Consider the following 12278-nt stretch of genomic DNA (forward strand, 5'->3'; position numbering starts at 1 on the left):
GGCAGAATGTGCTACAATACGACATAAACAAACATGTGTGCGAACCTGTGGAGGCGGAACGATGGCACGCAAAACGAAAGTAGCCAACGAGACGCTGGCTGAATATCTCGACCGCATGACGCGCGTCGGGGAATTGTGGCACCCCGAAGGGGAACGCATTCGCTGTGTGGCGTGCGGGCACCGCTGCCTGATTGGGGAAGGGTTACGCGGGGTCTGCAAAGTGCGCTTCAACAAGGATGGCAAACTCTATGTGCCCTGGGGGTATGTAGCGGCGCTGCAATGCGACCCGACGGAGAAAAAGCCCTTCTTCCACATGCTGCCGGGGAGCAAGGCGCTGACGTTTGGCATGTTGGGATGCGACTACAAATGTCCATACTGCCAAAACTGGCTCACCAGTCAGACCCTGCGTGATGAAGCCGCCGGCGTGCTCCCGCACCCCATCACGCCCGAACAGATGCTTCAACTGGCGCATGAATGCGGTGCGCGCGTCATGGCGTCCAGCTACAACGAGCCGCTCATCACAGCCGAATGGGCGGTTGCGAACTTCAAGCTTGCCAAAGCGGACGGGCTGCGTACGGCGTTTGTTTCCAACGGGAACGCCACCCGCGAGGCGCTGGAATACATTCGCCCCTGGACGGACGCCTACAAGGTGGACTTGAAGAGCATGAATGACCGCAATTACCGCATTTTGGGCGGCAAATTGCAGCACGTGCTCGACACCATCAAGATGGTGCATGAAATGGGCTTCTGGATTGAGGTAGTCACGCTGGTGGTGCCAGGCTTCAACGATAGCGAAGAAGAACTGCGCGAGGCGGCACGCTATATCGCCTCTGTCTCGCCGGAGATTCCCTGGCACGTGACCGCCTTCCACCAGGATTACAAGATGACCGACAACCGCAACACCACCGTGCGCGACCTGATTCGCGCGGCGGAAATTGGGCGTGAAGAAGGGTTGCACTTTGTGTACGCCGGCAACCTGCCCGGCATGGTCGGCGATTGGGAACACACCAAGTGCCCCGATTGCCAGGCCATGCTCATTCGCCGCTACGGATTCCTCGTGCTCGAAAATCGTCTCACACCAGAGGGGAAATGCCCCGATTGCGGGCGGCAAATTCCGGGAATCTGGTCATAAAGCACTTGCAACGGGCGCCTGTGCTGGCGCCCGTTTTCCAATTGCCACGCTTTTCAAGATAGCGTACACTATTCGCGCCCATCCACAGCAAAAAAACGACTTGCACAACCCATCAACACAATCCGCCGTAGAGAGTGTGTGCCCTTTTGCCCTCAACTGACAGTCCTAAAGGAGGCCTGCCATGAACAGTATCAACATTGAGCGATCATTGCGCTTCACCTTCGATGATGAGTCCTGGATCGTCAAAATTCTGATTGGCGGCGTGGTTTCGTTTCTTGGGCAACTATTGCTCATCCCCTTGCCGCTCCTCTACGGCTATATGCTCGACACGCTCAAAAACGTCAAAGAAGGCCAAGATACGCCCTTGCCGGAATGGGATGATTTTGCCGGCTTGTTTATGCGCGGCCTGATCTTGACGCTGGGGCTTCTCGTGTATAGCTTGCCCTTGTTTCTCTTCGCCTGTTGCTTCCTTTTCCTATTGATTGCCAGCCAGAATGAAGGCGCCGAATCGCTAGGGCTGCTGGGTCTTTGCTTTGCCTGCATAATGCCGCTGTACGGCGTGGCGTTGGGCTTCTGGGGTCCCGCCGTCATCATGCGCTTTGCCGAAGCAGGCACATTCAGCAGCATGTTCGAGTTTGGGCGCATTTGGAAGACGATTTCCGCCGATTTCGGCAAGTATTTGCTGGTCGTCATTCTCATTATTGTCGTGAATCTGCTGGCCACATTTGTGGGATTGCTGAGCGTGGGTGTGCTTGTGCCCTTCACCAGCTTCTGGGCAATGTTGGTAGCCGCCCACCTCATGGGGCAATACATGCGCCTCATCTCGACGCCGCCTTCTGATGGAATCGTTGCCGATGGTGATGTGTTGTAAAGCATATCGGGGGCGATGCGCGTGGACCTGTTCAACACTTTGCTTACAGGCTTTGGGCTTTCATCAGCAGCTGGGTTGAACGCCTACATCCCGTTGCTCATAACGGGATTGGTGGCGCGCTACACGTCGTTGGTGCAATTACGCGCACCGTTTGACGTGCTGGAACACCCGGCTGTGCTCCTCACGCTTACGCTGCTCCTCATCGTCGAAATGGGCGCTGATAAAATCGCCCTGCTCGATTCGCTCAACGACGCCATCAACACCCTTGTCCGTCCAGCCGCTGGTGCGATTCTCTTTGCCGGCACCAGCGGCGTTGCTGACATTGACCCAAGTATTGCATTGGTGCTGGGGCTGCTTTCCGCCGGTACTGTGCATACCACCAAAAGCGCCACGCGCCCAGCCGTCACAGCCGCCAGCGGTGGGTGCGCCAACCCCATCGTGAGCCTGCTGGAAGACGTCGTGGCTGTTGCCCTGGTGTTGCTTGCATTGCTCGCCCCCGTCTTGCTGGCGGCCTGCTTCCTCCTGGCGGCTGTTTGGTTGGCGCGGCGCTGGCAACGCCGACGGAAATCACTTTCTGCTCCCACCTGACACATCAAAAGCCGCCCTTCACCGGGCGGCTTTTTGCATGCTCCCGACGTTCAACGCCCCACAGGCAACCGCATGCCAAACGCCGAGAGCCACGTATGCAAGCCCACCACCACACCCACCGCCGCAAACGCCACCACGCCAACAACACTGCCCGCCAACAACAGCCCCCAGGCAGGCCAGGTGGGCACCGCCGTGTGAAACACCACCAACACCGCCACCATGCCCGCCGTCGCCAGCGCGACCCGCACCGCCGCCTGCACCACACCGCCGACAACATCTCCCCCAACGCGCCCCCGCAGCCACCAGACGCCCAGCGCCACCTCCAGCGTGACCGCCGCCGAATTTGCCAGCGCCAGCCCGCCATGCCCCAATGAGCGCAAGAGCAGCAGAGCCAGCGCAACGTTGCCAACCATCGCAATCAGCGCCATCCACAACGGCGTCAGCGTGTCCTTGCGTGCGTAAAACGTCCGCGCCACCACTTCCAGCGCACTATGCCCAACCAGCCCCAAGGCGTAGAACCGCAAGGCTATCGTCACAGCGTCTGTTGCCGCGGCGGTAAACGCGCCCCCCTCATACACCGTCTGCACCAGAGCGCGCCCCAATATCCAGAGCCCCGCCGCTGTGGGAATGGTCAACAGCAAAATCAGGCGCATGGCGGTCTCGAACGTGCGCCGTAATCCCGCCAAATCCCCTTGTCCCGCCAGATGCGCCAACGTTGGGAAAAGCGCCGTGGCAAGCGCACTGGCAAAAATCGTCTCCGGCACCTGCACAAGATGCCATGCAAACGTCAACGCCGCCAGGCTCCCTTCTTCCAAACGCGACTCCAGGTTTGAAACCACAAGCCAATTGAGTTTGATGACGCCCAACGCCAGCACACGCGGCCCCATCAGCCGCAACACATCACGCAAGCCGCGGTCGTGCAACGCCAAATGGGGGCGAATACGCACGCCGTAGCGCCACAAGCCCGGCACTTGAATCGCAGCATGGAGCGCCGCCCCAATCACCACGCCCCACGCCAACCCAAAAATCGCTTTTTCGGGCGCCATCCGTGGGCTCAAGACCAACGCACCGAAGATGATGCCCAGGTTGTACATGACGGGGGCAAACGCGGGGAGCAAAAAATGCTGAAATGTGTTCAAAACGCCCATGAAGAGACCACTCACGCTAAAAATGAGCGTGCTCAGCAAAATCAACCGCATGAGCGCCACCGTCAAGTGTTGCTGTGCCGCGTCGAACCCAGGCGCCACCACCACACGCACCAGCCAGGGCGCTACCAGCGCTACCACTCCCGCCAGCAACGCCGTCAGCAAGAAGACAACCGTCAGCACGTTGCCAATCAGCCGCCAGACCGCTTCACGTTCGCGCGTGCTCACATACTCCGCCAACACGGGAATGAACGCCGTCGCCAGCGCCCCGCCGGCAATGAGGGTGAAAATCAGGTCGGGGATGTTGAAGGCGGCATAGTAGGCGTCCAGTTCAGCCACGGCGCCAAACGTGCGCGCCACAATGATTTCGCGCCCAATGCCGCTGACCTTCGCCGCCAGATACCCCGCCATGACGATGAAGGTGGCGCGGGCAAGGCGACGGTTGGCGTGCGAATGCTGTTCAGACATGCAAAACCTCACGCGCATATGGAGAGACGTGAGGTTTGTACTCGAAAGGCGGAGGCAAGGCAAAAGGAACGGCTGCGGGACATCGTCTCAATCCGAAGAGCGAGGTCGCTGTGGCGGCAAAAGCGCGCGCGATGAGAGCCATTCCACCCACGCCACATCAAGCGCGGGGGGCGTTGTATCGCTCAGCACCAGCATTCCCCGACAGCCGCGGCACGCCAGCACATCGCCCACTGCGAATGTGTCCGCCACAACCAGGCGCGCCCCACACAACGGGCAACGCGCGGTTTCGCGTTCGCTCATGCCAAAAAGTCCCGCAAGCGCCGACTGCGGCTGGGGTGGCGCAATTTGCGCAAGGCTTCCACCTCAATCTGGCGGATACGCTCGCGTGTGAGCCCATACTTTTGCCCGACTTGCTCCAACGTCATGCCCTTGCCCCCCTTGAGCCCGTAGCGCAAACGCAAAATTTGGGCTTCGCGCGGGTGGAGCGAGGCAAAGACGCGCTCCAACTCTTCACGCAAGAGGTGCTGCGAGGTGTGGTCGAGCGGTGACGGCGACGAGTCGTCTTCGATGAAGTCGCTCAGGTTGGTTTCGCCATCGTCACCGACGGGGGTTTCCAGGCTCATGGGGTGTTGCGCTACACGGATCATCTGTTGCACTTTTTCGGGGGTGGTGTTGAGCGCCGACGCCAACTCTTCCACCGTCGGCTCACGCCCCAATTCCTGCGAGAGTTGCCGCTCCACGCGCTTCATTTCGCTGATGCGTTCCGTCATGTGGACGGGCACGCGAATGGTGCGGCTCTGGTCGGCGATAGCGCGCGTAATCGCCTGGCGAATCCACCAGGTGGCGTAGGTGCTGAATTTGTACCCCAGGTGGTAGTCGAACTTTTCGACGGCGCGCATCAAGCCAATGTTGCCTTCCTGAATGAGATCGAGCAGCGGCACGCCGCGCCCTTCGTATCGCTTGGCAATCGAAATGACGAGGCGGTAGTTTGATTCGATGAGACGCCGACGCGCTTCGCGCCCATCTTGCACCAGGGCTTCCAACTCGCGCCGTGTCGCGTCATCCAACACCTCCCCCTCGGCGCGCAAACGGGCTTCGGCGGCTTTGCCGCGCTCCATACGCTGCGCCAACTCCACTTCTTGCTCGGCGGTCAACAAGGGGTGCTGGCAACTTTCCAGCAAGTAGAGCCCCACGGTGTCATCGGGGTTGACCAGAGACAAATCGCGCCATGCAGACGTTGAGGCGGGACGTGGTGAGCGGGTGCGTTCAGGAACATCTGCGGTCACTTCAACACCGGCTTCTTCAAGGCGTTCGCACAAGATAAGCAACGTTTCTTCGTCAGGGGGTGGTGAAAATCGGGCGAGGATGTCTTGCATACGAAGTGAGCCGTTCTTGTCGGCCAGCGCGAGCAGTACGTCAAACATCGCGTCGATACGCCCCATGTATCTCCTCCGCTATGGTTGCCAAGCGGCTTTTGTTGGTGAAGAGGTACGCTGTGCGGGGATCACATACACCGCGCAGGTATGCCGCATTATAAGACGCTGGTGCGTCAAAGTCAATAGGTTTTTTCAGGTTTTTGCCCTTTTTTCGGTAAATTCGCAAGCCTGTTTTCGATTTCAAAAGAAAAGTGCGGCACACTTGCGATGTGCCGCACTGTTGAACGCGCGCCGGCGCGTCTGTCAGTTGCCTTGCATGGGCGCCAGGTAAAAACTGTTCACCCAGCCTTGCACGTCGTTCCACTCAATCTGCACCCAAAACGAATCGTTGACCTGCACCGGATCGCCGACGATGCGCACTCCCTCAGCGTCGGGGGGGAGTGTGCCGACGATGTCGTATTCGACGCCGGGACCGTTGCGCACGTTCAACACATCGTCATCTGCGACGCGCACAACGCGGTAGCGCTCTTCGGGCAGTTGTGGCGGGCGAAGCGCCTCGATGGGAACAGGCGTGCCCGGTGGTTCAAGTCCACGTGTGCCCGTGCTGATGCTGTATTCAACACGCTGAGCGCCGTCGGCAGTGGCACAGACGAGCACAAGTTCGGCGTCGTGCGTCTCCCATGTCAGCGTGCGGCACTCTTCAACGGCGAGGTTGTCATCCACCAGCCAGGCGGTATCGGCGTCAACGTCCAGAATGTAGAGACGCACGCCTTGCGTGCCGCCAAACGAGGCGTCGCGGAAGTCGAGGAAGGCCAGCCAGCGGCCATCAGGCGACCAGGCGAGCGGGGTAAGATGAATGTCCGCGGCAAGGACGCGCTTTTCGCCCGTAGCGACGTCGTAGAGCACCAAACCGGCTTGCGGGGCAGTCGGTGGTGGTTGAATGCAGCAAGCGTTGATGCGTTCGTAGACAAACGCGCGCCCATCCGGCGCCCAGAGAAGCGCCTCACCGTTGACGGCGTCCCACTGGTCGGTGATGCGCCGCACGTCCTGCCCATCGGTGGAAATCAGATAGGCTTCGTTTTCATTTTCGATGCAGGTGAGCAAAAAGACCACGTAGTCGCCGCGCGGCGAGGGGAGAATAGTGCCACGGGAACAAGCCGGCGCGACTTCTTCGGTGTTGACCACCAGACGGTCCCCCTGCCAGAGATTGGCGCGCTCATCCACCACAAAAGGCGGCGCGGGCGTCGGTGTGGGCAGGTCGCGCGGGGGGGCAGGAGGGGTTGGGGTTGGCGTCGGCGTGTCCGGCACCGGCGAAGCCACGACTGACGGCGTGGCGGTTGGCGGTTCGATGACGGCTTCTTGCACGAGCGGCTCAGCGCCACCGCACGCGGTCAGCCAGGCGGCCAGAAAGAACCATCCCAGCATGAAAGCGATTGGCGACAGGTATTTGACGTGCATACATGACTCCTTTGGGCGTGCGCCCGTTCGGTTCGACTTTTGGCGCATGTGTACTCTACACCATGCAAGGAACAGCAACGTTATCATTTCAACGTTGAAAAGATGTTTTTTTGTTCACACACGGGGAAGGTGGGGGATTATTTGCCGATGCAAAAGCGGCTGAAAATGGTGTCCAGCAGGTCTTCGGTGGCGGTTTCACCTGTAATTTCACCCAACGCGTTGACGGCGCTGTGCAGGTCAATGGTGATAAAATCGGCGGGCAAGCCGGCGGCATACGTGGATTGAGCGGCGCGCACATGGTCGAGCGCCCGTTGCAACGCGGCTTTGTGCCGCGGATTGGTCACGAGCGCGCCATGCAGTGGCATGACATGCCCCCCCGTCACCTGTTCAAAAATGGTTTCTTCCAGCCGGTCCAGCCCTTCGCCCTGTTGCGCCGACAATTCAACGCGCGGGGCGGCGGGTAAAAAGGGCACGTTGTCGGGAAAGAGACGGCGCGGCAAGTCGGTTTTGTTGAGCACAACAATCGCCGGACGCCCTTCGACTTCGGCGGCAATCGCGTGGTCTTCGTCGGTGAGGGGCTGGCTGGCGTCGAGCACGAGCAACACCAGGTCGGCTTGGGCGATGGCGGCGCGGCTCCGTTCGACACCAATGGCTTCGACCACATCTTGCGTCTGGCGGATGCCCGCCGTATCCACCACCACCACGGGAATGCCGCGCACGTTGAGCGTTTCTTCCAACACATCGCGCGTGGTGCCGGGAATATCGGTCACGATCGCGCGGTCGTGGCGCAACAAGCGGTTGAGCAGGCTGCTTTTGCCCACATTGGGACGCCCCACAATGGCGACGCGCACCCCTTCGCGCAGGAGCATGCCGCGGTCGGCGGTGGCAATCAAGCGTTCCAGGTGCGCCGCGACACGCTCAAGGTCGGGGGCGATGTCTTGCGGCGGCACATCGTCTTCGGGGAAGTCAATCAGCGCGGTCAGGTGTGCCAGCACATCCAGCAACATTTGCCGGGCGTGGCGAATATCGTCGGAAAGATGGCCGCCGAGTTGGCGCAAGGCGGCTTGCAAGCCGGCTTCTGTGCGAGCGCGCACCACGTCGAGCACGGCTTCGGCTTGCGCGAGGTCAATACGCCCATTGAGAAAGGCGCGCAAGGTCATTTCACCGGGTTCCGCCAGGCGCGCCCCCGCCGACAACACGAGCGAAAGCACGGCGCGCAGTGGCGCCATGCCGCCATGACCATGAATTTCGACCACATCTTGCCGCGTGTAGGTGTGGGGCGCGCGCATATAGACCGCCATCACTTCGTCCACCACATCGCCAGTATGCGGGTCAACAATGTGCCCGTACATCAGGCGGTGAGATTCAAATGGGCGTGGGCGAGCAGGGCGAAATAAGCGCCGTAAAATCGCCAGCGCCTCTGGTCCGCTGATGCGCACAATGCCAATCCCCCCTTCGCCCACGGGAGTGGCAATCGCGGCAATGGTATCGTCTAATGCGTATGCCACCGGTCCGGTCTCCTTTCCTGCGATGTGATGCTGTGTCAATTGTACCTGCAACGTGTTGGAAACAAAGTCGGTGAGCAGAAACCCGCCGTTCAGAATGACAAATGACACTTTACACACATACAGGGTAGTAGTATAATGCCGGTGTCGTGTGTTGATATCAAACAGCAATTCGCGTTGGAGGTGGCACGATGCCGAAGAACATGGCTGGGTGGGACCGAGCAATTCGCATTATTCTGGCGCTCTTGTTTGCGTATCTCTATTTCAACGGGACGGTGACAGGCGCGCTTGGGCTGCTGTTGCTTGTGGTGGGTATCATCTTCCTGGTCACAAGCCTGGTGGGGTTCTGCCCTTTGTACAAAGTTTTCAAATTCAGCACACGCAAAGCGTAAGGCAAGTCTCCTTGTAGAACCGACCTGGCGTCCGTGCTGGGTCGGTTTTTCATTTTTCAAATAAGGTAGGAAGCCAACAATGAACATGCGAGAATTTGAACAGACCATCAAAACCAGTGCGACGCCGGTTATCGTGGATGTGTGGGCGCCCTGGTGTCTGCCGTGCCGCGCCACCAAGCCCTTGCTGGAAGAACTGGCGCGCGAATACGAAGGCGAAGTTGCCTTCCTCGCGGTCAACGCCGATGAATCGCCGGAGGTGGCGCGTGCGTTCAAGGTCATGGCGATTCCCACACTGCTGATTTTCGAGCAAGGCGAACTCACACAGCGGCTTGTGGGGGCGCAATCGCCGGGAACGTACAAGACGCTGTTTGCACGGCTAGCGGGCGAAACGAGCGCCGAGACGGCGGCAACACCCGCCATTGCCCCTGGGGAACGCCTGTTGCGCCTGGGCGCGGCGGCGCTCTTGTTCACGATTGCGCTGGCGCAAGGCGTCTGGTGGCTGGGGGCGATTGCCGCCGGGATGGCGTTTTGGGGCGTGTATGACCGCTGTCCACTCTGGCGCACAATCCAATCGCGCTTGTGGCGCGCATAGCAAACCTGTTGGCATTTGGCGCGCGGTGGCGTCGTGATACCATACAGCCCCAACCAACCGACGTCACACATCAGGAGGAAGAGGCCATGCAGGTTTGCCACACCATCGAAGAATTGCGCGCCGCGCGCGCACAACTGCCTGCACCGGTCGGGTTTGTGCCGACCATGGGCTATTTGCACGCCGGCCACCTGGAGCTGGTGCGCCGTTCTCTGCTCGAAAACGCTGCGACGGTGGTGAGCATTTTCGTCAACCCAATACAGTTTGACCGCAAAGACGACCTGGACGCCTATCCGCGCGATGTACCGCGTGATCTGCGCCTGCTTGAAGAGGCTGGCGTGGATCTGGTCTTTGTGCCTGATGTGGAAGTGATGTACCCCGAAGGGTTCGCCACGACCGTCCACATCAGCGGCATTACCGAAGTGTTGGAAGGGGCGCACCGCCCCGGACACTTCGACGGCGTCGCCACCGTGGTGAGCAAACTGTTCAACATCGTGCAACCCGACCGCGCCTATTTCGGGCAAAAAGACGCCCAGCAAGTGGTGGTCGTCAAGCGGTTGGTCGCCGACCTCAATTTTCCCATCGAGATTCGCACGGTGCCAACGGTGCGCGAACATGACGGGTTGGCGCTCAGTTCACGCAATGTGCGCCTGAGCCCCGAAGGGCGCGCCATTGCGCCGAAGCTGTACCAGGCGCTACACGCCGCCGAAGAAGCCTGGTTGCGGGGTGAGCGCCGCGCCGAGGTTCTGCGCGGGATTGTGGAAGAGCGCCTGGCGGAAGAGCCCGCCATCCGTGTGGAGTATGTGAGCCTGGCGCACCCCGAGCAGCTGCATGAGTTGAGCGGCGAGATTGAAGCCGGTTTGCTTTCACTCGCCGCCTGGATTGACAACGTGCGTCTGATTGACAATGTGCCATTGCCGCCTGTGAAGGAGTGAGACCATGCGTCGCTTTCTGTTGCTTCTGTTGTTCGTCCTCATGGTGGGCGTCGCGGCGTGCCGCACCGAGAGCCTGCCCAGCGCCGACCAACTCACCGGGCAACGCGGCTGCACCGAAATCGGCTGTTCCAGCGGCTTGACGGTGCGTCTCGTCGGCAATGTGCCGGATGCATTCACCATCGCCGCCCAACGCCCAGGGCAACCGCCGATTGTCGCCATCTGCCCCGAGGGGCGTATCACCGTCCCCGACCGCGAAGCCGGCGCGAGCGCCATCTGCCAGCCGGATGGGGTCTTTTTCGACAATTTCACGCCGGAAGAAGTGGAAATTGTGGTGCGTGTGGGGCAAAGCAACAACGTCAGCCGGCTGGTGAAGCCCACCTACGAGAAGGTTCAGCCGAACGGGCCGGGATGCCCGCCCGTCTGCGAGCAAGCCGTGGTGGAAATCGAATTGCCCTGAACGGGGCAGACGTGCGCATGAAAAAGCGGGGCGTTTGCAAGCGCCCCGCTTTCGCTTTTGCTGGCGGCTAGGCTACGGCGCCCAGGAGATGACGCGGTCGTCGTAGCCGGTGTAGGTCAAGCCGAGGTTGTCCAGGGCGTCGCCAAACATGGGGCGCTGGTTGCCGCCGTCGGCGTCCATCACGTAGATGCGCCAGACGCCGTCACGGTCGGAGAGGAAGGCGATCCGCCGACAATCGGGCGACCAGGCGGGCGCGGCGTTGTTGGGCGGCGGGTCGAGCGCCAGCGGGCTGTGGGTGGTCAGGCGGCGCAGGTTGCTCCCGTCCAGCGCCACGGTGTAAATCTCCCAGTGGTCGTGTTGCCAGTAGGTGAACGCCACCATGCCGTTGGCGCAGACCTGCGGGTCGTGGGCGTAGTGGTCGCCCAGCACGGTTGTTTGCGCCCCGTCGGCAAGCGTCAGGCGGCGGAGCGCGCCCCCCGGTCTGTCAGGGTCGGGGTTGTCGCCGCGGTAGATGAGCGCTGCGCCGTCCGGCGTCCAGGATGGGGAGAACGAATGGGCGTCGCTGGGAAGCCCCTGGAACGTGCCATCCGCCAGGTTGACCATGCCCAACTGCCAGTAGGGGTCGGCGGGCAAGATGGTGCAGAAGGAGAAGCCGAAGAGCGAGAAGCATTGCTCTTCTTCATGCAAGCGCCCCCCATTCTGCCATGTGAAGGCGAGCCGCCCACCGTCCGGGCTCCATGCCGGCTGGCGCACCAGGTCGTCCTCGAAGACGCGCACCGCATTGCTCCCATCAGCGTTGGCGATATAGACCCCCGGCGCGGGTTTGCGCCAATCCACATACGCAAAGCGCCGCCCATCGGGCGACCAGGCGGGGTCCATGCCGACGCCGACCATGCGCAGGTCGCTCCCATCGGCGCGGATGGTGTAGAGCGGACCACCCGGCGCGACCTGGAAGATGATCTTCCCCGTCAGGGCGTCGGGTGTGGGTGTGGGGGTGGGCGATGCCGCCGGTGCGTCGCTGCCCCCCGCGCCAGCCGATACGGACGCCGCGGGGGCGGTTGTCGGTGTCGGGGTAGTCGTGGGGGTTGCGCGCGCCGCTGTCGGCGACGGCGTCGGCGATGGGGGCTCCTGCGCCGCGCCAGAGGTGGGCGTAGGCGTGGGCGCAACAGGCTGGGTTTGCGCCTGCGCCACGAACGGCGTGCGCGTGGGCGGTTTGGTCTGCAAGGGGCGCGGCGTCGGCACGGGCGGCGGACCACCGCCACACGCCGCCAGGGCAAGCGCCACGCCAGCCAAAAGTCCCCACAGCGTGATGAGATGCGTGTTTGATTTGCGACCGTGCAGGAACATGATGGTCTCTCCTGG

Annotated in this window: 13 protein-coding genes; 7 read left to right on the top strand and 6 right to left on the bottom strand. The window is 61.3% G+C overall.

What is annotated here, in order from left to right:
- The first annotated feature begins 61 nt into the window (after nucleotides 1-61).
- The 3 genes from amrS to SE16_RS09450 all read left to right on the top strand — a co-directional run bounded on the left by amrS (nucleotide 62) and on the right by SE16_RS09450 (nucleotide 2591).
- Nucleotides 62-1132: an AmmeMemoRadiSam system radical SAM enzyme gene (gene amrS / locus SE16_RS09440; RefSeq protein WP_054491960.1), complete on the top strand. Its 1071-nt coding sequence runs from the start codon at nucleotides 62-64 to the stop codon at nucleotides 1130-1132.
- A 181-nt stretch (nucleotides 1133-1313) separates the two neighbouring features.
- A complete protein-coding gene (locus SE16_RS09445) occupies nucleotides 1314-2003 on the top strand; it encodes a DUF4013 domain-containing protein (RefSeq protein WP_054491959.1) in 690 nt (229 codons plus the stop codon).
- A gap of 15 nt (nucleotides 2004-2018) precedes the next feature.
- Nucleotides 2019-2591 carry a DUF4126 domain-containing protein gene (locus tag SE16_RS09450; protein WP_054491958.1) on the top strand — a complete coding sequence of 191 codons (573 nt, stop codon included), beginning with the start codon at nucleotides 2019-2021 and terminating at the stop codon, nucleotides 2589-2591.
- A 50-nt stretch (nucleotides 2592-2641) separates the two neighbouring features.
- Here SE16_RS09450 and murJ read toward each other — a convergent pair whose 3' ends face one another.
- The 5 genes from murJ to mnmE all read right to left on the bottom strand — a co-directional run bounded on the left by murJ (nucleotide 2642) and on the right by mnmE (nucleotide 8546).
- Nucleotides 2642-4204, bottom strand: a complete 1563-nt coding sequence (murJ, locus tag SE16_RS09455) for a murein biosynthesis integral membrane protein MurJ (protein WP_060687536.1) — start codon at nucleotides 4202-4204, stop codon at nucleotides 2642-2644.
- Between the two features lie 87 nt (nucleotides 4205-4291).
- Nucleotides 4292-4504, bottom strand: a complete 213-nt coding sequence (locus SE16_RS09460; protein WP_054492235.1) for a hypothetical protein — start codon at nucleotides 4502-4504, stop codon at nucleotides 4292-4294.
- The gene (rpoD, locus tag SE16_RS09465) at nucleotides 4501-5646 is read right to left on the bottom strand and encodes an RNA polymerase sigma factor RpoD (RefSeq protein WP_200907193.1); all 1146 of its coding nucleotides are present in this window, start codon (nucleotides 5644-5646) and stop codon (nucleotides 4501-4503) included. The genes SE16_RS09460 and rpoD overlap by 4 nt, the downstream gene beginning before the upstream one ends.
- Nucleotides 5647-5883: 237 nt before the next feature.
- Nucleotides 5884-7038 (bottom strand): SH3 domain-containing protein, encoded by a 1155-nt coding sequence (locus SE16_RS09470; protein ID WP_060687539.1) that lies wholly within the window; start codon nucleotides 7036-7038, stop codon nucleotides 5884-5886.
- Between the two features lie 137 nt (nucleotides 7039-7175).
- Entirely contained in the window at nucleotides 7176-8546 is a 1371-nt protein-coding gene (mnmE, locus tag SE16_RS09475; protein WP_054492946.1) for a tRNA uridine-5-carboxymethylaminomethyl(34) synthesis GTPase MnmE, read from the bottom strand.
- Between the two features lie 188 nt (nucleotides 8547-8734).
- Here mnmE and SE16_RS09480 point away from each other — a divergent pair, with 188 nt between their 5' ends.
- The 4 genes from SE16_RS09480 to SE16_RS09495 all read left to right on the top strand — a co-directional run bounded on the left by SE16_RS09480 (nucleotide 8735) and on the right by SE16_RS09495 (nucleotide 10916).
- Nucleotides 8735-8935, top strand: a complete 201-nt coding sequence (locus tag SE16_RS09480) for a YgaP family membrane protein (RefSeq protein WP_054492947.1) — start codon at nucleotides 8735-8737, stop codon at nucleotides 8933-8935.
- A 79-nt stretch (nucleotides 8936-9014) separates the two neighbouring features.
- Entirely contained in the window at nucleotides 9015-9527 is a 513-nt protein-coding gene (trxA, locus tag SE16_RS16000; protein WP_054492948.1) for a thioredoxin, read from the top strand.
- An 86-nt stretch (nucleotides 9528-9613) separates the two neighbouring features.
- A complete protein-coding gene (gene panC, locus SE16_RS09490; protein WP_054492949.1) occupies nucleotides 9614-10459 on the top strand; it encodes a pantoate--beta-alanine ligase in 846 nt (281 codons plus the stop codon).
- Nucleotides 10460-10463: 4 nt separating this feature from the next.
- A complete protein-coding gene (locus SE16_RS09495; protein WP_054492950.1) occupies nucleotides 10464-10916 on the top strand; it encodes a hypothetical protein in 453 nt (150 codons plus the stop codon).
- A gap of 72 nt (nucleotides 10917-10988) precedes the next feature.
- Here the strand turns inward: SE16_RS09495 and SE16_RS09500 are convergent, their stop codons facing one another.
- Nucleotides 10989-12263, bottom strand: coding sequence for a PD40 domain-containing protein (locus SE16_RS09500; RefSeq protein ID WP_060687541.1), 1275 nt, complete (start codon nucleotides 12261-12263; stop codon nucleotides 10989-10991).
- Between the last annotated feature and the right edge of the window lie 15 nt (nucleotides 12264-12278).

The organism is Ardenticatena maritima (assembly GCF_001306175.1).
Lineage (GTDB): Bacteria > Chloroflexota > Anaerolineae > Ardenticatenales > Ardenticatenaceae > Ardenticatena > Ardenticatena maritima.